Genomic DNA, 20,388 nt, shown 5'->3' with positions numbered 1-20,388 from the left:
CCGTTGCGGAGGCGCGCGTGCCGACCATGCGGAGGCGGACGTGATGAGCGGGCGGTCGTGGGCTGAGGACCGTTGCGGAGGCGCGCGTGCCGACCATGCGGAGGCGGACGTGATGAGCGGGCGGTCGTGGTCTGAGGACCGCCCGGGGACGGACGTGACGACCGCCGGGAGGCGCCGCGGATGAGTGAGGAGCAGGGGCTGTGGCGGCCGTCGGGCCGGCGGGTGGCCGAGGCGCTGGTGGCCGCGCTCGTGCCGGTGGCCGCGTGCGGTGTCGCCCTGGGCGGGCTGACGGCCTGGGTGGGGGCGGGGAAGGCGGGCAGTCCGCCGCGGATCGCCGTCTCGTCCGGGCGGGTTCTCCTGCCGTACGGCGACAGCACGCAGACCGCGGCGTTCTTCGACGTCGCCAACGCCGGCGGAGCGGACGACCGGCTGGTCCGGGTCACGTCCACCGCCACGCGCGGCGGGATCGCGCTCAGCCGGCACCGCGCCGCCGGCGGCGGCGCGGCCGCGTACAAGGCCGACGTGGACTCCGTCCCCGTCCCGGCGGGCGGCACCCTGTCCATGTCCCCGCACGGCGCGGACGTGACCCTGCGGGCCGCGGCCGGCTGGCGGGCGGGCGACCTCGTGCCGTTCACACTGCACTTCGAGCACAGCGCGCCGGTCAGGACCTTCGCGGTCGTGGTCCGCCCCGGCGACCGAACCCGGTGACCGGCGCACGGCCGGCCCGGCCCGTGGTCCGGATCACAGCGCGGCACATGAGTGAGACACCCGGTGGATTTGCGTACCCACCCATGACGACCGCGCCCCGAATGCGAGGATGAGGCGCCATGACAGCAGGGTGGTGTGCGCGTACGACACGGGCCGCGGTGTTCGCGGCCGTCTGTGTGCTGCTCGCCGCCCTGGGCCACGTCCTGATGTCCGGCAGCGACGTGCCGGCGTGGGCGCTGGCCGCCGGCGCGGCCGTGACCGGTGCCGCCGGCTGGTGCCTGGCGGGGCGTGAGCGCGGGCTGCCGCTGATCGTGTCGGTCGTGGTCCTCGCCCAGACGGTGCTCCACGAGGCGTTCTCCTACGCCCAGTCGGCATCCGGCGGACCGGGAGCCCTCCCCCTGAGCGGCGGGGACCCCATGGACATGGGCTCCATGGGCTCCATGGGTTCCATGGGCGGCACCGGCTCCATGGGCATGGGCGACATGGGCTCGGCGGACATGAGCGGCATGGGGTCCATGGGCTCGAGCCATACGGGCATGAGCCGTACGGGCATGGGCGGCATGGGCGGCATGGGCCATACGGGCCACCTGAACCCCCTGCACCACGCCATGGACGGCGGTTCTACCGCGCTCGGCATGCTCGCCGCGCACCTGCTCGCCGCCGTGCTGTGCGGCCTGTGGCTGGCGTACGGCGAGAAGGGCGCCTTCCGGATCCTGCGGGCCGCGGCCGGCCGGCTGGTGGCGCCGCTCGGCCTGCTGCTCGCCCTGCCCGTCCCCCCGGACCGCCCGCGCCTGCGCCCGCGCCGCCGCCGCTCGGACCGGGCGCCGCGGCTTCTCCTGCTCGTGCACGCGATCACTTCCCGGGGTCCGCCGGTGGGACCGGCTGTCGTCTGAGGACAGCTGGTTTCCCGAGGCCGCCCGGGTGGCGCCTCGGGCCACGGCCGTACGACCGCACGGGCGCCGAGGCGCCGCCGCGCCGTAGGGCCGACTTCCCACTTCACCGGACCGGGCGCCGTCGTGCGCCACCGGTCCGGGTCACGGTCGACCCGAGAAGGACACCAGGTGATGACCTCTGCCCTGCCCATGTCGCGTGCCAGAAGCGACACGACGGCGGCGCCCGACGAAGCGGTCACCGCATGGGCGCTGGCCGCCCGAGGCGGTGACGCGGACGCCGTCGAGCAGTTCGTGGGCGCCCTGCACCGCGACGTCCAGCGCTACGTCGCCCATCTGTGCGGCGACCCCCAGGCTGTGGACGACCTCGCACAGGACACGTTCCTGCGGGCGCTCGGCAGCCTGCACCGGTTCGAGGGCCGTTCCTCGGCCCGCGCCTGGCTGCTGTCCATCGCCCGCCGCGCGGTGATCGACAGCTACCGGTACGCCGCCGCCCGGCCGCGGCTGTCCGACGTACCGGACTGGCAGCTGGCCGTCGAACTGGCCCAGCCGTGCGGGCTGCCCGGCTTCGACGACGGCATCGCGCTGCTGGACCTGCTGGCCGCGCTGCCCGCCGACCGCCGGGAGGCGTTCATCCTCACGCAGCTGCTCGGCCTGCCCTATGCGGAGGCGGCCGAGGTCAGCGACTGCCCGATCGGTACGGTCCGTTCCCGTGTGGCCCGGGCCCGCGCGACCCTGACGGCCCTGCTGGACGAGGCGGAACGACCGCCCGCCCTGGCCGCCTGACACCCCGGAAGGGTGCCGGCGCCGCCCCCGTCCGGCACCGGCACCGGCACCCTCCGCGCCCCCGCCCACCGAGTCCGGTCACGGCCCTGGCACCGGCCCTCCGCGCCCCCGCCCACCGAGTCCGGTCACGGCCCTGGCACCGGCCCTCCGCGCCCCCGCCCACCGAGTCCGGTCACGGCACCGGAACCGGCCCTCCGCGCCCCGCCCACCCCGGCCCCTCCGCGCCCCCCGGCGTCCGGGCCCGTCGTCTTCCGGCCGTCTCCCGATTGCCGGGAACTCGACGGCCGTTCGCCCCGACTTCTGGACCGGGTGACGTGAGGCTCGCCCGCGTACCGAGTGAATCCGGGAGTTTTCGATGCGTTCGCGTGTGTGGGGCGGTACGGCGGCCGTCGTGCTCGGTGGCCTGCTGGCGGCCGGCTGCGGCGGCGGGGAGGGGGACACCGGCGCGGGCGCGGGGCAGTCCGGACGCCCGGGTGGCCGCCCGGTCTCCGTCACCGACTGCACCGGCGCCAGGACGACCTTCTCGGCGGTGCCCGAGAGGATCGTCACCAGCAACGCCTCCGGCCTCGAACTGCTGCTGCGCCTGGGCGCCGGCGACAAGGTGGTCGGCACCGGCTTCCCGCCCGGCAAGGGCACGCTGCCCGGCCCGCTCGACGCGAAGGCGCAGCAGGTGAAGGTGCTCAGCCGGACCGTGATCCCGAAGGAGAAGCTGCTGGGCTCGGGCGCCGATCTGTACCTCGACACGTTCGCCTCCATGGGCGGCATGGGCGGCGGCGGAATGGGGGACGCCCCCACCGCCGAGGAGTTCGCGGCGGCCGGGATCAAGCACGTCTATCTGAAGTCCACCGCCTGCGCTGCCCAGCGCGGAACCCCGGTGACGGACCTGTCCGCGGTGGAGGCCGACATCACCACCCTCGGCGCGGTGACCGGCACGAGCGCGCAGGCGAAGAAGCTGGTCTCCGGGATGCGGGCGAAGGTGGACGCCGTCCGCGAGGCGGTCGGTGACACGCCGGAGAAGGAACGGCCGACGTACTTCTTCTTCGACTACGACGCCGGCACCGCCCGGCCCACCGTCGTCTGCGACCGCCAGATCGCCAACGCCGTGATCACCCTGGCCGGCGCGCGCAACGCCTTCGCCGACTGCGCCGGCGACCACCGGCAGGTCGGCTGGGAGGACGTCGTCGCCCGGAACCCGGACTGGATCCAGCTCGGGATCCGCGACCGGGGCAGCGAGGCGGCGAACGGCAGGGCGTTCGACGAGGCCGAGCAGTGGCTGAAGTCCAACGCGGCCACCAAGGGCCTCGAGGCGGTGAAGAAGGGCCGGCTCCTGCGGATCGGCTCGGAGCGCACGACCATCGCGGGCGTGCGGAACGCCGACACGGTCCGGGAGATCGCCGCGGCCCTGCACCCGGGCAAGGTCCGCTGACCATGCCCGCGACCCTGCTGAGCCGCAGGACCGGGGACGCCGCCGCGCGGGCGCGCAGTCTGCCCGCGGGCCCCGTGGCGGTGGCCCTCGCGGTGGCCCTGACGGCCGCGCTGACGGCCGCGGTGGCCTGGGGCTCGACGTCCGTACCACCCGGCGAGGTGTGGTCCGTGGTGTGGCGCCGGCTGTCCGGTGAGGCACCCCGGCCCGGCACGGTCGACCTGATCGTCTGGCAGCTGCGCGTCCCCCGCGCCCTGCTCGCCGCGCTCGTCGGCGCGGGACTCGGGCTCGTCGGCACGGCCGTACAGGCGCTGGTGCGCAATCCGCTGGCCGACCCCTATCTGCTGGGCATCTCCAACGGCGCATCCCTCGGCGCGGTCGCCGCCATCGTGCTCGGTGCCGGCGCGGGAGGAGCGCTCGGCCTCGGCCTGTCCGGCGCCGCCTTCGCCGGTGCCCTGGCCACCTTCGCCCTGGTGTGGGCGGTGGCCCGGCGGGGCGGGGGGTTCGCGCCGCTGCGGCTGGTGCTGGCCGGCGTCGCCGTCGGCCAGTTCCTGTCCGGCTTCACCAGCTACCTGGTGCTGCAGGCGGGCGACGAACAGCAGACGCACAGCGTGCTGTTCTGGCTCATGGGAAGCCTCGGCGGAGCGAACTGGGACCTGCTCGCCGTGCCCGCCGTCGCCGTACCCGTCGCCCTGCTCTGGCTGCAGGCGCGCGCCCGGGGCCTGAACGCCCTGCTGCTGGGCGACGAGACGGCGGCCGGGCTCGGCATCGACGTCACCCGGCTGCGCCGGGAACTGTTCACCGTCACCAGCGTGCTGACCGGCGTGCTGGTCGCCGTGTCCGGGGCGATCGCCTTCGTCGCGCTGATGGTGCCGCACGTGTGCCGTCTGGTGGTCGGCGGCGACCACCGGCGCCTGCTGCCGGTCTCCGCGCTGTTCGGTGCGGTGCTGCTGGTCGTGGTCGACATCGTCTGCCGTACGGCCATGGACACGCAGGAGCTGCCGGTGGGCGTGGTCACCTCGCTGCTCGGCGCGCCCGCCCTGCTGTATCTGCTGGACCGGCGGCTGGGGAGCGGCAGTTGAGGATCGACATCGAGGACCTGTACGTCGCCTACGCGGGCCGTACGGTGGTCGCGGGCGCGCACCTGATCGCCGCCGAGGGCGAGATCACCGGCCTGGTCGGCCCGAACGGCAGCGGCAAGTCCACGCTGCTGCGCACCGTCTACCGGCACCTGAGACCCAGCGCGGGGCGCGTCCTGCTGGCCGGCACGGACCTGCGGGAGCTGACCCCGGTCCGGTCGGCACGGCACGTGGCCGCGCTGCCGCAGGAGCGCGGCAGCGACTTCGAGCTGACGGTGCGCGAGGTCGTCGCGATGGGCCGTACGCCCTACAAGCGGGCGTTCGAGGGGGAGGGGGCCGCCGACCGGGAGGTCGTCGCCCGCGCCCTGGCCGACGTCGGCATGGAGGCGCAGGCCGGGCGCCGGTTCACGGACCTGTCCGGCGGTGAACGCCAACGGGTGCTGCTGGCACGGGCGTTCGCCCAGGACACGGACGTCCTGGTCCTGGACGAGCCGACCAACCACCTCGACGTCCGCCACCAGGTCGAACTGCTCGCCCTGCTGCGCGCCCGGCGCCGCACCGTCCTGATGTCGTTGCACGACCTCAACGCCGCCGCGTCCGTCTGCGACCGGCTGCACGTCCTGCACGCCGGAGCTGTCGTCGCCTCCGGCCGGCCGCGCGAGGTGCTCACACCTGAGCTGATGGCCGAGGTGTTCGGCGTCCGGGCGGCCCTGGTCGACCACCCCCTCACGGGCGACCCGCTGATCGCCTTCGACCACCGGGAGCCGGCCGCGGCCACCCCGCTTCCCGGGGCGGCGCGACGATGACCGGCGATCACATACGGGCCGGCGGGGAACGCTGGGGACTGGTGGCCGTGGCGGGCATCCTGTCGTTCGTCGCGATGCTCGACATGAACATCGTCAACGTCGCCCTCGTGGACATCGCCGACGGCCTGCACGTCTCCGCCGCGACCGCCCAGTGGGCCGTCCTCGGCTACCAACTCCCGGTGGTTGCACTGCTGTTGCCCGCCGGGCGCCGGCTCGACGGCGTGGACACGCGCTCCGCCGTGCTCGCCGCGACCACGGGTTTCGCCCTGTGCAGCGCGCTGGCGGCCGTCTCCCCCTGGGCCGCCTGGCTCATCGCCGCCCGCCTCGCCCAGGGCGCCTGCGGGGCGGTGCTGTTCGTCCTGATGCCGGTGCTCGCGATCCGCTCGGTACGGCCAGGACACCGAGGGCGGGCGATGAGCGTACCCGCGACCCTGGGCCCGCTGGGGGCGGTGACCGGTCCGGCCGTGGGCGGACTGCTGCTGGACCATCTGGGCTGGCCGGCGGTCTTCCTCGTCAAACTCCCCTTCTGCCTGCTCGCCGTGGCCCTGGTGCTGAGGGTGCCCCCGATCCCCGCCGGCCCGGACGCACGGACCACCACCCCGCACCCGCCGTCCCGCCCGGAACGGCGACCGGCGCCGGACACCCTCCCGAGCGAGCACACGCTTCCGAGCGAGCACACGCTTCCGAGCGAGCACACGCTTCCGAGCGAGCACACGCTTCCGAGCGAGCACACGCTTCCGAGCGAGCCACATCGCCCGGAACGGAAACCGCCGTCGGTCACCCCCCGAGGTGAGCTTCCCCGCCGGGACACTCCGTTGCCGCCGGGCGCACTCGCGGGTGAGGTGTCCCGCCCGCACGCGCCATCAGCACCGGGCGCCCTCGCGGGTGAGCTTCCCCGCCCCGGCACGCCATCGGCGGCGGACGCCCTTCCCGATGAGGTGTCCCGGACCGGCCGGTACCCGGTGGCGGACGTGGTGCTGGTGGCCGGTGGCGTGGCGGTGCTGCTGGTCGCGTTGACGCTGACCGCGGACCGTCCGGTCCGGCTGGTGCTCGCCCTCGCCGCCGTCCCGCCGCTGTGGTGGTGGCTGCGGGGTCCGGGCGGGCGTCAGGTGACCGGTGTGCTGCGCGTCCCTGGGCTGCTCCGGGCGCACGGCGCGGTCCTGGCGTCGGCGGCCGGCTTCGCCGCCATGCACTACGTCGTCGCCCTGCACCTCCAGCGCGACACCGGCGCCGACGCCACGGTCACCGGGCTCACCGTGCTCGCCTTCCCGCTCGGCATGGGCCTGGCCGGCCCGCTCGGCGGACGCCTCGCCGACCGGTACGGCGCCCGGCCGGTGGCGGTCGCCGGAGCCGCTCTCACCGCCGCCGGTCTGCTCCTGCTCGTACCGCTGGGAACCGGCTGGTCCCCGCCGGACGTGGCCTGGCGGCTGGCGCTCGGCGGTGTCGGCATGGGCCTCACCGGCGGCCCGGTGCAGGCCCTGGTCATGGGCGCGGCCCCGCCGGAGCGGGCCGCCACCGCCGGCTCCACCGTCCAGCTCGCCCGCAGCCTCGGCTTCACCCTGGGGCCGGCCCTGGCCACCGCCGCCGGGAGCCTCGCGGGACCCGGCGGTGCCGTGCGCGCCGGGCTCGGACTGGCCGCCGGCGCCGCCGCTCTCGCCGTACCGCTGCTCGCCCTGCCCACCCGGCACCCGGCCGCCGGGCCGGACCCGACCACCGGCGCGGCGCCCGCCGCCCGTCACTGACCGAGGAGCCCCCCATGTGCGGAATCACCGGCTGGGCGTCGTACCACGACGATGCCCGCACCCGGCGGCCGGTCATCGAGGCCATGACCGCCGCCCTCACGCGCCGCGGCCCCGACGCAGGAGGCGTCTGGGCCGGCGAGCACGCCGCCGTCGGGCACCGGCGGCTGGCCGTCATCGACCTGCCCGGCGGTGTGCAGCCGATGCCGGACCGGCCCGGCCGGCCGGACATCGTGCTCACCTACAGCGGCGAGATCTACAACCACCACCGGCTGCGCGCGGAACTGCGCGGCCGGGGCCATGAGTTCCGCACCCGGAGCGACACCGAGGTCGTACTGCGGGCGTACGAGGAGTGGGGCGAGGACGCCGCCGTGCGGCTGGAGGGCATGTTCGCCTTCGCCGTCTGGGACGAGCGCGTCCAGCGGCTGCTGCTGGTGCGCGACCGGCTCGGCGTCAAGCCGCTGTTCTGGTCCGCGGTCGACGGCGGCCTGGCCTTCGCCTCCGAGCCCAAGGCCCTCTTCGCCCACCCCGCCATCCGGCCCCGTGTCGACGCCGACGGGCTGCGCGAGGCGTACAGCCTGCTGTTCAACACCGGGCCGACCGTGTGGTCCGGGGTACGGGAGGTCGAGCCCGGCGGGCTGCTGGTCCTCGACCGGGACGGCATCCGCGAACGCCGCTACTGGCAGCTGACGGCCGGGGACCACACCGAGGACCGCGGGACGACGGTGGAACGGATCCGGGACCTGGTCGGTGCGGCGGCCCGCGACCAGTTGGAGGCCGACGTGCCCCTGTGCAGCCTGCTCTCCGGCGGCATCGACTCCACCGTCCTGACCGCCCTGCTCGCGGACGAACTACGGCTGCGCGAGGGCCCGGACGCGACCATCCGCTCCTACGCCGTCGACTACAGCGACCAGGCGTCCCGGTTCACCGGAGACGTGCTGCGCACGGGCCACGACACCCCCTACGCCACCGAGGCCGGCGCCTTCATCGGCACCGACCACAGCACCGTCGTCCTCGACCCGCGCACCCTGCTCGACCCCGAGCACCGCACGGCGGTCGTCGTGGCCCGCGATTCGCCGATCGGCGTCGGCGACATGGACACCTCGCTGTACCTCCTCTTCGGCGAGATACGCCGGCACTCCACCGTCGCCCTGTCCGGTGAGGCCGCCGACGAGGTGTTCGGCGGCTACCCCTGGTTCCACGACCCCACGGCGCTGGCCGCGCGGACGTTCCCGTGGCTGCTGGTGACCGGCGACGAGGCGGCCATGCCCCTGAACCCGGAACTCGGGCTGCGCATACCCGAGTTCCGTGACGACACCTATCGCAGCGCACTGGCCGCGGTACCGCACCGGGACGGCGAGACCCCCGCGGAACACCGGCAGCGCGAGCTGCAGCACCTGTCCCTGACCCGGTGGCTGCGCCAGCTCCTGCACCGCAAGGACCGGCTGAGCATGGCCCAGGGCCTGGAGGTGCGCGTGCCGTACTGCGACCACCGGCTCGTGGAGTACGCGTTCGGCACGCCCTGGGCGCTGAAGAGCTTCGACGGCCGCGAGAAGAGCCTGCTGCGCGCCATCGGCACCGGCCTCGCCCCGGACTCGGTCCTGCACCGCCCCAAGAACCACTACCCGGCCACCCACCACCCCGATTACAACCGAGGCCTGCAGAACCTGGCCCGCGACGCCCTCGCCGCCGAACAGGTCCGCGCCCTGGCCGACGAGACCCGCATCAAGCCGTTCCTCGACGTCCCGCCCGACCGGCTGGAGTGGGGCCACCGCCTACGTCTCGAACGCGTGGTCGACCTGGCCCTGTGGCTGGACCACTACCGCCCCGAACTGTCCCTCTGAGGAGCCCCCTTGACCCCGCCCCCACCCCAGCCCGCCCCGGTCCCCTCGCCCGCCCCGGACCTCCAGCCCGCCCAGGCCGCCGTGCCCGCCCCGGATCCCCTGCCCGACCCGGTCCCCCTGGTGGGCTGCCCCTACAAGAGCGACCCCTATCCCCTGTACGAGCGGATGCGCGAGGCGGGCCCGGTCCACCGGGTCCTCTTCCCCAGTGGGGTGCAGGCCTGGCTGGTCACCGGCTACGACGCCGCTCACTCCGCGCTCAACGACGACCGTCTGGGCAAGAACCACGACCGCGGAAACGACCGCTGGCGTGCCCGCGCCTCGATCATGCCCGAGCCCCAGCACTCCCAGCTCCAGGTCCACCTCCTCCACCAGGACCCGCCGAAGCACACGCAGATGCGGCGCCACGTCAGCGACGCCTTCGCCCCGCGCCGCATCGAGCGACTCGTCCCCCGTTTCCGGCGACTCGCGGACGATCTGGTCGACGCGCTCCCGGAGACGGGCCCCACCGACCTGGTCGCCGCGTTCGCCGCCCCCTTCCCGTTCCGGGTCCTGGCCGAAGCCATCGGCCTGCCGCAGGAGCTGGCCGACGGCTTCGACCGTGACTGGGGGAAGGTCGTCCAGCCCGTCGGCCCCACGGACCCAGGGCGCCCGCTGTACGAGGCCCGCCTGCACGGCCTGCAGAGCTATATCGCCGAGGTGGTGGCCCACAAGCGCGAACACGCCGGGGACGATCTGCTGAGCCGCCTCGTCACGGCCCGCGACCAGGGGGAACTCTCCCAGGAGGAACTGGACTCGATGGTCTTCCAGCTCCTGGTCGCAGGCCAGGAACCGGTCACCAACCAGATCACCACGTCCTTGATCGCCCTGTTCCGCGATCCGGCCGCGCTCGCCCGGCTGCGCGACGACGAGGCCCTGCTGCCCCGCGCGGTCGAGGAACTCCTGCGCTACGACAGTGCCTTCGAGCTGACCACCTGGCGTTTCTTCGACCGGGACAGCGATCTGCACGGCACCGGTGTCCCGGCCGGCGACTCGGTGATCGTCTCCCTGTGCGCGGCCAACCGCGACCCCCGCCGCTTCACCGACCCCGGCACCCTGGACCTCGACCGCTCACCCAACCCCCACCTGGCCTTCGGCCACGGCATCCACTTCTGCCCCGGAGCGGCCCTCGCCCGCGCCGAACTCCGCATCGCCCTGGGCACCCTGCTGAGGCGCCTGCCCGGCCTGCACCTCGCCGTCCGCGACGAGGACATCGAGTGGACCCCGGCGGTCCTGGGCCGCGGCACGCACCGGCTGCCGGTCGGCTACGACCGACGGATCTGAGACCCGCACCCCCGCACCCCCATCCCACGACCGACGCCACCCGGCCCGACAGGCCCCGGCGGGACGAACCCCTGCCGGCGCCCCGGCGCCCGGCGCCCCGGCGTCCTGCCCCCATGCCTTCTGGAGACCCGCTGCCATGCCGCCGACGACCGCACCGCAGACACGCGCCACGAGCACCATCAGCGCCGCGATCCTGGCGCTGCTGCTGCCGTACCACCGCACGACGGACCACGTACCGTCCCCGGCTTCACCGCAGGCATTCCCCCACCAGCTGCGCCGCATCGCCGGCTTCGTCCGGGCCGGCGCCCCGGTCGTCTTCACCCTGCCCGGTTTCCCCTGCAAGTCGCCCAACCCGGCCAAGGTCCTCGGCCACCTCCCCGACCAGGGCGAACGGCTCTCCCTCGGGTTTCTCCACACCCTGTGCACAGAGATCGAGCGCATCCACCCGCCCGGCGCCCGCGTGATCATCTGCTCCGACGGCCATGTCTTCGGCGACCTCATCCACGTCCCCGACGCCCACATCGACGCCTACGCCGACGAACTGCGCGCCCTCATGACCGGCCAGAGCCTGACCCGCCTGTCCCTCTTCGACCTGCGCGACGCCCTCGGCGACCTCCCGTACGACGAGGCCCGCGCCCGCGTCCACGACCACCACGCCCCCGACCTGGACACCCTGCGCGCCGAGGTCCGCGCCGACGACCACACCCGCGCCCTCTACCGTGGCATCACACGCTTCCTCCTCGAGGACACCGCCGCCTGGACCGGTACCCGCTCCGCACTCCAGCGCGCCTGCCGGCAGCGGGCCTACGGCGTCATCCAGCGCAGCCGGGCCTGGGGCGACCTGGTCGCCGAGCACCACCCGGACGCCGTACGCCTCTCCATCCACCCCCAGCCCGTCGGCGCCCCCAAGTTCGGCATCCGCCTCCTGGACGCCGCGGACGCCTGGACCACCCCCTGGCACTCGGCCGCCCTGCACCGCCCCGACGGCACCTGGACCCTGATGCCCCGCGCACACGCGTCCCGGCTCGGTCACCTGATCCGGCTCGACGGCAGACCGAGCCACTTCGAACAGCGGGAACCGACTCCATGAGCCCGGACTACCCCGTGCCGGCCTCCGCGTCCGGCCGCCGGGGGGCGGCCTCGCTCGGTGGGGCCGCGGTGCCGCCCCGCTCCAGGACTTCGGCCTCCCGGTAGGTGTAGTCGAGTTGTCTGCGGGTGACCTGGGTCTCGGGGTGGGTCTCGCCCATGATCTGGAGGCGTTGGGCGAGGGTGGTCTCGAACAGGGCGATGGCCCGCCGCAGGTCTCCCGTCTCCCGGTGGGCGGAAGCGAGGTTGTGCCGGGTGACCAGGGTGTCGGGGTGCGTGTCACCCAGGGTCTGCACCTGCTGGGCCAGGGTGGTCTCGTACAGCGCCATGGCTCGCTGCAGATCCCCGGCCTCCTGGTAGGTGACCCCGAACTGGTTGCGGGTGATCAGGGTCTCCGGGTGGGTGTCACCCAGTACCTGGACCCGCTGGGCGAGCGTGACCTCGAACAGGGCGATGGCCCGCTCCAGGTCTCCCGCCTCCCGGCAGGCGCAGGCGAGGTTGTGCCGGGTGACCAGGGTGTCGGGATGTGTCTCGCCCCGGGTCTGCACCTGCTGGGCGAGGGTGGCCTCGAACAGTGCCATGGCACGCCGTAGTTCCCCCGCCTCCTGATAGGTGGTGGCGAGTTGATTACGGGTGATCAGGGTGTCGGGGTAGGCGTCTCCGAGGGCCTGGATCTCCTGGGCGAGGGTGGTCTCGAACAGGGCGATGGCTCGCTGCACGTCCCCCGCCTTCCGGTAGGCGCAGGCGAGGTTGTGCCGGGTGACCAGGGTGTCGCGATGCGTCTCGCCGAGGGTGCGGACCTGCTGGGCGAGGGTGGCCTCGAACATCGCCATGGCCCGCTGCAGATCCCCCGATTCCTGGTAGGTGAGGGCGAGTTGATTGCGGGTGATCAGGGTCCCGGTGTGGGTGTCGCCCGTGACCCGGACGCGTCGGGCGAGGGTGTCCTCGAACAGGGTGACGGCTCGCCGGAGGTCTCCGGCCTCCCGGCAGGCGTAGGCGAGGTTGTGGCGACTGACCAGTGTCTCTTGGTGGTCCTGGCCCAGGGTCCGCACGTGGTGGTCGAGGATCGCCTGACGCAGCGGAACGGCCTGTGCCTCCCTTCCCTGCCGGTAGAGGTACTGCGCGGCGGCGTAGTACCCGTCCGTCGCCTCGGAGGACGGCAGGTGCCCGGGTGGCGCCGACTCCACGAGGGCCATGACGTGCGGCAGCAGCCGCTCCCACGGCCCGGCCTGCTCGGCCTTCACGTCCTGTTCCTGCGGGAGGATCCGGCAGACGGCCCGCTCCGCCTCGCGCCGGCCCCGCGGCCCGGTGCCGTCGCCGGCCACGGGAGCGTTGCGCAGCACGGCCTGCACCAGACGGTGCATGCTCGCGCCCCGGTCCTGGGTGAAGGACACCATGTTGTACGCGTGCAGGGCGCCCAGCGCCTTGCCCAGCGCCAGGGGGTCCGGCACCAGGGAAGCGAGGACGATGCGGGGGACGGCGTCGGGAGCCAGCCAGGCCATGGCGTGGAGCAGGGTGAGGGCCTGCGGGTTGCGGCGTTCGATGGCGGTCAGGGTGTGGCGCCAGATGCGGGCGATGGTCCGCTCGGGGTCGATGCCGCCGGCGGCCGTGTCCATGACCTGGCCCAGCATGTCGCGGTAGTCGGCCATCGAGGTGCCGGTCTCGAACAGGTAGGCGCCCGCCTGTTCCAGCGCCAGCGGCAGCCGGCCGAGGTCGGCGGCGAGCGCGGCGGCGTCCTGGCGCTGCCGCGCCGTGGGGACGTGCCCCGGCCCGAGGGAGAGGGTGCACAACAGGGTGACGGCCGCGTCGGGATCCAGCAGCCCCAGCGGCATGCTCGGGGCGATGGCGTGCCACCCGGTCGCGGTACGGCTGGTGGCCAGGTGGTGCCCGTCCGGGAGGGAACCGAGGTAGTGGCGCAGGTCGGCCGGGTCCTCCACGTTGTCGAACACGAGCAGCCAGCCGGGGTGCCACTGGAGCCACAGGATCGACCACGCGGCCCGCTCCTGCACGCCGGCGGTGGCCGCCCACTGCGGGCACAGCCGCGTGGCGAGGCCGGCCAGACCGGACACGATCTGCTCGGTGCTCACCGCGTTGATCCACCACACCAGTGCGTACGAACGCCGGAAGGTGTGCGCGTAGCGCAGGGCCAGCGTGCTCTTGCCGATCCCGCCGAGCCCGTGGATCGCCCGCATCCCGGACACCTGCGTGACCGCGGCCTCCCCGCCCGAGGTGAGCAGCCGGCGCAGCTCGGCCAGTTCGTCCCGGCGTCCGACGAACACGCCGGACGCGGATCCGGGAAGGTTCCCGGCTCCCGGCGGGGCTTCCACGTCCTTGGCCCAGCGCACCGCTTCGGGCGGCAGCATCACCACCTGGGCGCCGTCACCGGTGATCGCCACGCCCACACCGCCGCCCACCGCCACGGACCGCGGACCCGTCGCCCGGGGGTCGCCTTCCCCGGGCCCGTAGCCGTCCGTCATGGCCTGATCGTCGTGTTGTCCCCGGTGACGGCCGTACCGATGGTTTTCGCGGCGATGGCCCGCTCACCCGAAGCCGTCACGTTGACCGTCTCACCGGCGGGCAGTATCCGGGCCAGTTCGGCCAGCAGCTCGGTGTCGTCGCGGAGGGCACGCTTGATCTGCTGGCGCAGCGCGGCCGCCGCGTCCTCGTCGTCCGGCGCCTCGGCCGCGTCCCGCACGGCGGCCTCCAGCTCCGACCGGCCCTGCTCGTCACGACGACGCCACACCGCCTGCAGGATGCGCCGCCCCAGGTTCGCCGTGGCGTCCACGGCCGCGCTCTCGGCCCGGCTGAACACGGCCACTCCGTACGCGCTCGCCGCGGTCGTCAGATACGGCCCCGCCTGCTCCATCAACTGTACGATCTCGGCGCTCACTTGACCCCCCGGTACTCGCGTCCACCAAAGACCCAGAGTAGAAAGACTGCACCGCTCACATACCCCGAACGCCCGAACCGGTCACCTGCCCCGGCCGATCGGTCCCGGCGCGACCGTCACGGCCGCTCCTCGCCGCCACGGACCCGGGGGGCCCGGCCCCGGGCGACGGCACACGCCGGTACGGCCACGGCGGCGCCGATGTACAGCAGCGCCGGGTAGTCCAGGGCGTGCACGATCTGCCCGCCGACGGCGCCGGCCAGGGAAAGGCCCGTGAACAGGGCGCTGTTGTTCCACGACAGCACGGCGGTCGCCCGCTCGGGGAACATGTCGACCAGATGGCGCTGCTGGGCGGGGAAGAAGGCGTAGGCGGCCGGCGCGAACAGGCCCAGCGCGCAGGCCAGCGCCCAGCTGACCGGGAACACCAGGGCCACGACGGCTTCCAGTACGGCCGTCAGTGCCAGTGCCGCCCGGGTGACCCGTACGGGATCGGCCCGGTCCGCGAACCGGCCGCCCAGCTGTCCGCCGACGACCGCACCGACGCCGTAGACGACCAGCAGCCACGTCACCGTGCCGGCTCTGCCGTCGGCGTGCAGCGCGACGGCCAGGAACGTGTAGAGGCTGTACACGGAGAAGGCCCACAGGGCCGTGACCGCGACGGCGAACACCGCCACGCCCGCCCCCGGCGCGGCAGCCCCGCCCCGGCCCGTCCCCGGCGCGGCAGCCCCGCTCCGGCCCGTCCCCGGCGCGGCAGCCCCGCTCCGGCCCGCCTCCGGTTCGGCAGCCCCGCTCCGGCCCGCCTCCGGTTCGGCAGCCCCGCTCCGGCCCGCCCCCGGTTCGGCAGCCCCGCCCCGGCCCGCCCCCGGTTCGGCAGCCCCGCTCCGGTCCGTCTCCGGCGCAGCAGACCCGCTCCGGCCCGTCCCCGGTTCGGCGGGCATCACCGTGCCCGTCCCGGGACGCCCGGTCCGCTCCGGTGTTGCGTGCGGCGTGGGCACGGTCGCCGGGGCCGGGCCGGTCCGCCAGACGAACGCGTGCGGGAACGCCACCAGGAAGGTCCCCGCAGCCAGGATGACGAAGGCCGCCTGCCACCCCACGTACCGTCCCAGCAGCGACCCGGCCGGCGCGCCCACCCACAGGGCGGTCAGCAGTCCCGACCCCACCACGGCCAGCACCTGCGCCCGGCTCCGGGGGCGCGCGCGGGTGCTGACCAGGGCGTACACGGTGGGACCGGTCGCGGAGGCCGCGATGCCGGCCACCACCCGTGCCACCAGCAGCACACCGAAACCCGGTGCCAGCGCGGTCCCGACGTTGGCCGCCGAGAACAGCACCAGGGCCGCCACCAGGACCGTGGCACGGTCCCGTCGGTCGGAGAGCCGGCCGGCGAGGGGTGAAGCCACCACGTAGGCGATCGAGAAGGCCGTGACCAGCAGGCCGGTGTCGGCCGCGGAGACACCGAACGACGCGGCGATACGGGGAAGCAGCGGCGCCACCACGAACAGGTCCGTACCCACCAGGAACTGGGTCAGCCAGGCCAGCGCGACCACCCCGGCGGACAGGCCGGGCACCGTGCCGTCGGCCGGCTCGCCGCGGGGCGCGTACATGGTCCGACGCTAGGGCCTGGGCCGGGACGCGGCCATCGGGCACGAGCGGGGGTTTGAAGAGCACCCCTCACCCGAGCCGCTCACCGGCCATGCCCGGCCCCGGAGCGAGGTGCGGCCCGTCCGGCCGTCGTCGGCCGCGGGTGCCAGGATGCCCGGCTCCCCCCGACTCCCAAGCGTGTGCGGAGCGCACGCCACAGGGCCAGGGGGCCTGTCAACCGCCGTTCTGTGTGACGGGGAGATGGGCCCGACTGGCCCCACGCCGAGCGATGCCACGCCCACCTGGCCTCCTCCCCCCCCCCGAGCGATGCCACACCCACCTGGCCTCCTCGCCCCGAGCGATGCCGCGCCCCACCTGGCCCGCACGCCGAGCGGCCCTGGGGCCGAGGCCGGCCGGGTGCGGCCGATCGGCGCAATCCGTCCGCGCCCGGCGTGTGGCCCGGCCCTCCCGGTGATTCGGTGTCGGGGGATCACTTTGGAGGTTTCCCGATGGCCTCGGACCAGCAGCCCGCACCCTCGCGTCCCACGCCCCCGCAGACCCTCTCCGAAGCGGCGTTCCGTGACCTGTACCGCAGGTTGCGGGACCGGGCCCAGGGGGGTGGGGAGGACCGGCGCGGTGCACTGGACCTGCTGACGCCGGAGCGGGTCGTGGCGGCCGCCGCCGAGGTCCGGTGCGGGCGCACCGTGTCGCTGGCCGCGCCCATCGAGACCCTGCCCGGTCCGGACAGTCCGGAGCCCGCGTCGCACCGGATGACGGCTCCCACGCACCGGGAGGCCGGCGCACCCGGGCTCGCGTTCGCCCGCGACCGGTTCGCCATGAACGTGCACGGTGACGTCGACAGCCACCTCGACGCGCTGTGCCACGTGATCTACGACGGCGAGCTGTACGGCGGCGTCCCGTCGAGCACCGTGACCCCGGACGGCGCCGGTGCGCTCACCGTCGATCTGGTCCGTGACGGAATCGTCGGCCGCGGTGTCCTGCTGGACATCCCGCGCCTGCACGGGGTGCCCTGGCTCGATCCCGGCACCCAGGTGACGGCCGAGGACCTCGCCGCGGCCGAGACCGCCCAGCGCACCGAGGTCGGACCGGGCGACCTGCTGTTCGTGCGGGTGGGACACCGTCCGCGGCGCCGGAGCCTCGGGCCCTGGGACGTGACGCGGGCCCGGGCCGGCCTGCATCCGACGGCGGTGGACTTCCTGGCCGAGCGGCGCGTGCCGGTCCTGGGATCGGACGGCAACAGCGACGCCGCGCCCAGCGCGGTCGCCGAAGTCGACTTCCCCGTGCACGTGCTGGCCGTCAACGCCATGGGGCTGCATCTGCTGGACTACCTGGACTTCGAGGAGCTGGTACCGGTGTGCGAGGAGCGGCGGCGCTGGCACTTCCTGTGCGTGGTCGCCCCGCTGCGGCTCCCGGCGGCGACCGGCTCCCCGGTGAACCCGATCGCCGTTCTGTGACGCACCGGAGCGGGGCCCGTTCCAGGTGCCGTGCCCCCGTACGACGCGTAGGTTCGAAGGAGGGAGACCCGCACCGGCCGCGGACGAGGCGACACAAGGACGGTGGTTGCGATGGACGCCCTGCCCCCCTATGACGTCATCGTCATCGGCACCGGTGCCGGCGGCGGCACCCTGGCCCACCGGCTCGCCCCGTCCGGCAAGCGGGTGCTCATCCTCGAACGCGGTGACTACCTGCCACGCGAACGTGACAACTGGGACTCCACGTCCGTGTTCGTGAAGGCCAAGTACCGGGCGCCGGAGTTCTGGCTGGACCGGCACGGCGACGAGTTCCCGCCCGAGGTGAACTACTACGTCGGCGGAAACACCAAGTTCTACGGGGCGGCGCTGTTCCGCCTGCGCCCCCAGGACTTCGGCGAACTCCGCCACCATGACGGCATCTCGCCCGCCTGGCCCATCGGTTACGAGGACCTGGAGCCCTACTACGCCCAGGCGGAACACCTCTACCTGGTGCACGGCCGGCACGGCGAGGACCCCTGGGAAGGGCCGTGCAGCGCCCAGTACGCGTACCCGCCGGTCGAACACGAGCCGCGGATCGAGCAGTTGAGCCAGGACCTGGAGAAGCAGGGCCTGCACCCCTTCCACCTGCCGATCGGAGTCAACCTCACCCAGGACGAGGACGGCCGGGCCACCCACTCCAGCGTCTGCATCCGCTGCGACCGCGTGGACGGCTTCCCCTGTCTGGTCCGCGCCAAGTCCGACGCCCAGGTGATCTGTGTCGAGCCCGCGCTGGAGCACCCGAACGTGGAGATGGTCACGAACGCGCGGGTGACACGGCTGGAGACCGACGCCACCGGACGCAGCGTCACCACGGTCGTCGCCCAGCTCCCCGGGGAGCGTGAGGCCCGGTTCTCGGCCGACGTCGTGGTCGTGGCCTGCGGGGCCGTCAACTCCGCCGCGCTGCTGCTCGCCTCGGCCAACGACCGGCATCCGCGCGGCCTCGCGAACAGCTCCGACGTGGTCGGCCGGCACTACATGCGCCACAACAACCTGGCGCTGATGGCCGTCTCGAAGGAACCCAACGACACCAAGTTCCAGAAGACCCTCGCCCTGCACGACTGGTACCTGGGCGCGGACGACTGGGAGTACCCGCTCGGTGGGATCCAGATGCTCGGCAAGTCGGACGCCGAGCAGATCCACGGCGAGGCCCCGCGATGGGCCGGAGCGGTCGCGCCGGACATGCCGTTCGAGGTCCTGGCCCACCACGCCGTCGACTTCTGGCTGTGCGGGGAGGACCTGCCGCAGCCGGACAACCGGGTGACCCTGGAGGACGACGGCCGCATCCGGCTCACGCTCGACGAGGACAACAACATCGCCGGTCTCAAGCGCCTGCGGCACAAACTGCAGCACATGCTCGGCCACCTCGGCATGCACGAGCACCGTCTGCTGTCCCACAGCATCTACCTGCACAAGGGCATGCCGATCGGCGCCACCGCACATCAGGCCGGCACCGTGCGCTTCGGCACCGACCCGGCGTCATCGGCCCTGGACGTCCACTGCAAGGCACACGACCTGGACAACCTCTACGTCGTCGACACCAGCTTCTTCCCGAGCATCGGCGCGGTCAATCCGTCCCTGACGGCCATCGCGAACGCCCTCCGCGTCGGCGACCACCTGCTGGAGCGGCTGGGCTGAGCCCGCGGCACCGACTGCCCACCTGGCCCACCGCGGCCTGGGCCGGCGCGCGGAGCCCGACCGGGGGAAGATCCTGCGCCGGCCAGCGCAACGCGGTACGCCACGGCATGCCGCCGCCCCTCCCCGGTGCTTGTCTGGTGCCCGGACCGCCGGGCCGCGGGTCCGGCGGAAGCGGGCACGCAGTGGAGGAGCAGGACATCGTGAGTTCCACCCAGGGGACAACTCAGGGCGTGATCCCCGCCCAGCTGCTGCGCGGGCAGAAGGCGCTCGTGACCGGCGCGAACTCCGGAATCGGCAGGGCGACGGCCGTCGCCCTGGGCCGGGCCGGGGCCGACGTCGTGGTCAACTACGTGACGGGCGGCGAGGAGGCCGAGAAGGTGGTCGAGGAGATCACCGGTCTCGGGGTCCGGGCGGCCGCCTACGAGGCGGACGTCTCCGACGAGCAGCAGGTCGTCGCCATGATGGACCGGATGGTCCGGGAGTTCGGCACGATCGACATCCTGGTCGCCAACGCGGGCCTCCAGCGGGACGCCCCGTTCACCGAGATGACCCTCGCCCAGTGGCAGAAGGTCCTCGACGTCAACCTCACCGGGCAGTTCCTGTGCGCCCGGGAGGCGACGAAGGAGTTCCTGCGCCGCGGAGTGGTCCCGGAGGTGTCACGCGCGGCCGGGAAGATCATCTGCATGAGTTCGGTGCACCAGATCATCCCGTGGGCCGGGCACGTCAACTACGCCTCCTCCAAGGGCGGGGTGCAGATGATGATGGAGACGCTGGCCCAGGAGCTGGCCCCGAAGAAGATCCGTGTGAACGCGATCGCCCCCGGTGCCATCAAGACCCCCATCAACCGCAGCGCCTGGGAGACGCCCCAGGCCCGGGAGGACCTGCTGCGGCTGATCCCCTACGACCGCATCGGAGAGCCCGAGGACATCGGTCACGCGGCCGTGGGCCTCGCCTCCGACCTCATGGACTACGTGGTCGGCGCCACCCTGTACGTCGACGGCGGGATGACGCTCTTCCCGGGATTCGCCACCGGCGGCTGACCCCCCCCACCCGACCGGCGCGGCCCCGGAGAGAC

At 74.0% G+C, this 20,388-nt stretch carries 16 protein-coding genes; 13 read left to right on the top strand and 3 right to left on the bottom strand.

Annotated elements, in window-relative coordinates; all coding sequences use genetic code 11:
- Positions 1-180 precede the first annotated feature (180 nt).
- From JK359_RS14150 to JK359_RS14105, 10 genes are all read left to right on the top strand, one after another.
- A complete protein-coding gene (locus JK359_RS14150) occupies positions 181-708 on the top strand; it encodes a copper chaperone PCu(A)C (protein ID WP_201835540.1) in 528 nt (175 codons plus the stop codon).
- 119 nt (positions 709-827) lie between these two features.
- Positions 828-1,601 (top strand): hypothetical protein, encoded by a 774-nt coding sequence (locus JK359_RS14145; protein WP_201835538.1) that lies wholly within the window; start codon positions 828-830, stop codon positions 1,599-1,601.
- Positions 1,602-1,769: 168 nt separating this feature from the next.
- On the top strand, positions 1,770-2,384 hold the full coding sequence (locus JK359_RS14140; RefSeq protein WP_201835536.1) for a sigma-70 family RNA polymerase sigma factor: 615 nt from the start codon (positions 1,770-1,772) through the stop codon (positions 2,382-2,384).
- 355 nt (positions 2,385-2,739) lie between these two features.
- Positions 2,740-3,810 carry an ABC transporter substrate-binding protein gene (locus JK359_RS14135; RefSeq protein WP_201835534.1) on the top strand — a complete coding sequence of 357 codons (1,071 nt, stop codon included), beginning with the start codon at positions 2,740-2,742 and terminating at the stop codon, positions 3,808-3,810.
- A gap of 2 nt (positions 3,811-3,812) precedes the next feature.
- The gene (locus JK359_RS14130; protein WP_201835532.1) at positions 3,813-4,889 is read left to right on the top strand and encodes a FecCD family ABC transporter permease; all 1,077 of its coding nucleotides are present in this window, start codon (positions 3,813-3,815) and stop codon (positions 4,887-4,889) included.
- Complete coding sequence (locus JK359_RS14125; RefSeq protein WP_201835530.1) at positions 4,886-5,692, top strand: ABC transporter ATP-binding protein; 807 nt, start codon at positions 4,886-4,888, stop codon at positions 5,690-5,692. The genes JK359_RS14130 and JK359_RS14125 overlap by 4 nt, the downstream gene beginning before the upstream one ends.
- Positions 5,689-7,434, top strand: a complete 1,746-nt coding sequence (locus tag JK359_RS14120) for an MFS transporter (protein ID WP_236677834.1) — start codon at positions 5,689-5,691, stop codon at positions 7,432-7,434. Before JK359_RS14125 ends, JK359_RS14120 begins: the two co-directional genes overlap by 4 nt.
- A gap of 14 nt (positions 7,435-7,448) precedes the next feature.
- Positions 7,449-9,275: an asparagine synthase (glutamine-hydrolyzing) gene (asnB, locus tag JK359_RS14115; protein ID WP_201835529.1), complete on the top strand. Its 1,827-nt coding sequence runs from the start codon at positions 7,449-7,451 to the stop codon at positions 9,273-9,275.
- 81 nt (positions 9,276-9,356) lie between these two features.
- A complete protein-coding gene (locus tag JK359_RS14110; RefSeq protein ID WP_201836026.1) occupies positions 9,357-10,595 on the top strand; it encodes a cytochrome P450 family protein in 1,239 nt (412 codons plus the stop codon).
- 136 nt (positions 10,596-10,731) lie between these two features.
- A complete protein-coding gene (locus JK359_RS14105) occupies positions 10,732-11,685 on the top strand; it encodes an L-tyrosine/L-tryptophan isonitrile synthase family protein (RefSeq protein ID WP_201835528.1) in 954 nt (317 codons plus the stop codon).
- A 7-nt stretch (positions 11,686-11,692) separates the two neighbouring features.
- On the opposite strand, the gene fxsT is transcribed toward JK359_RS14105, so the two are convergent.
- From fxsT to JK359_RS14090, 3 genes are all read right to left on the bottom strand, one after another.
- Complete coding sequence (gene fxsT, locus JK359_RS14100; RefSeq protein ID WP_201835527.1) at positions 11,693-14,158, bottom strand: FxSxx-COOH system tetratricopeptide repeat protein; 2,466 nt, start codon at positions 14,156-14,158, stop codon at positions 11,693-11,695.
- Positions 14,155-14,571 (bottom strand): hypothetical protein, encoded by a 417-nt coding sequence (locus tag JK359_RS14095; protein WP_201835526.1) that lies wholly within the window; start codon positions 14,569-14,571, stop codon positions 14,155-14,157. Before JK359_RS14095 ends, fxsT begins: the two co-directional genes overlap by 4 nt.
- A 116-nt stretch (positions 14,572-14,687) precedes the next feature.
- Positions 14,688-16,169, bottom strand: a complete 1,482-nt coding sequence (locus tag JK359_RS14090; RefSeq protein WP_201835525.1) for an MFS transporter — start codon at positions 16,167-16,169, stop codon at positions 14,688-14,690.
- Positions 16,170-16,655: 486 nt separating this feature from the next.
- On the opposite strand from JK359_RS14090, the gene JK359_RS14085 reads away from it, so the two are divergent.
- The 3 genes from JK359_RS14085 (at position 16,656) to JK359_RS14075 (ending at position 20,353) form a co-directional block, all read left to right on the top strand.
- Positions 16,656-17,621: a cyclase family protein gene (locus JK359_RS14085; RefSeq protein ID WP_201835524.1), complete on the top strand. Its 966-nt coding sequence runs from the start codon at positions 16,656-16,658 to the stop codon at positions 17,619-17,621.
- Between the two features lie 111 nt (positions 17,622-17,732).
- A complete protein-coding gene (locus JK359_RS14080; RefSeq protein WP_201835523.1) occupies positions 17,733-19,313 on the top strand; it encodes a GMC oxidoreductase in 1,581 nt (526 codons plus the stop codon).
- 200 nt (positions 19,314-19,513) lie between these two features.
- On the top strand, positions 19,514-20,353 hold the full coding sequence (locus JK359_RS14075; protein WP_307788103.1) for an SDR family oxidoreductase: 840 nt from the start codon (positions 19,514-19,516) through the stop codon (positions 20,351-20,353).
- Positions 20,354-20,388 lie beyond the last annotated feature (35 nt).

The organism is Streptomyces actinomycinicus (assembly GCF_016741775.1).
Lineage (GTDB): Bacteria > Actinomycetota > Actinomycetes > Streptomycetales > Streptomycetaceae > Streptomyces > Streptomyces actinomycinicus.
Note: the sequence above shows the minus strand (reverse complement) of the source record. Positions and strands in the feature narration are given on the sequence as shown.

Excerpts from the sequence above, each read along its gene's own strand:
- JK359_RS14090 (WP_201835525.1), bottom strand. The coding sequence starts at position 16,169 with ATGTACGCGCCCCGCGGCGAGCCGGCCGACGGCACGGTGCCCGGCCTG.
- JK359_RS14085 (WP_201835524.1), top strand. The coding sequence starts at position 16,656 with ATGGCCTCGGACCAGCAGCCCGCACCCTCGCGTCCCACGCCCCCGCAG.
- asnB (WP_201835529.1), top strand. The coding sequence starts at position 7,449 with ATGTGCGGAATCACCGGCTGGGCGTCGTACCACGACGATGCCCGCACC.
- JK359_RS14120 (WP_236677834.1), top strand. The coding sequence starts at position 5,689 with ATGACCGGCGATCACATACGGGCCGGCGGGGAACGCTGGGGACTGGTG.
- JK359_RS14105 (WP_201835528.1), top strand. The coding sequence starts at position 10,732 with ATGCCGCCGACGACCGCACCGCAGACACGCGCCACGAGCACCATCAGC.
- JK359_RS14150 (WP_201835540.1), top strand. The coding sequence starts at position 181 with ATGAGTGAGGAGCAGGGGCTGTGGCGGCCGTCGGGCCGGCGGGTGGCC.
- JK359_RS14135 (WP_201835534.1), top strand. The coding sequence starts at position 2,740 with ATGCGTTCGCGTGTGTGGGGCGGTACGGCGGCCGTCGTGCTCGGTGGC.
- fxsT (WP_201835527.1), bottom strand. The coding sequence starts at position 14,158 with ATGACGGACGGCTACGGGCCCGGGGAAGGCGACCCCCGGGCGACGGGT.
- JK359_RS14130 (WP_201835532.1), top strand. The coding sequence starts at position 3,813 with ATGCCCGCGACCCTGCTGAGCCGCAGGACCGGGGACGCCGCCGCGCGG.
- JK359_RS14080 (WP_201835523.1), top strand. The coding sequence starts at position 17,733 with ATGGACGCCCTGCCCCCCTATGACGTCATCGTCATCGGCACCGGTGCC.
- JK359_RS14145 (WP_201835538.1), top strand. The coding sequence starts at position 828 with ATGACAGCAGGGTGGTGTGCGCGTACGACACGGGCCGCGGTGTTCGCG.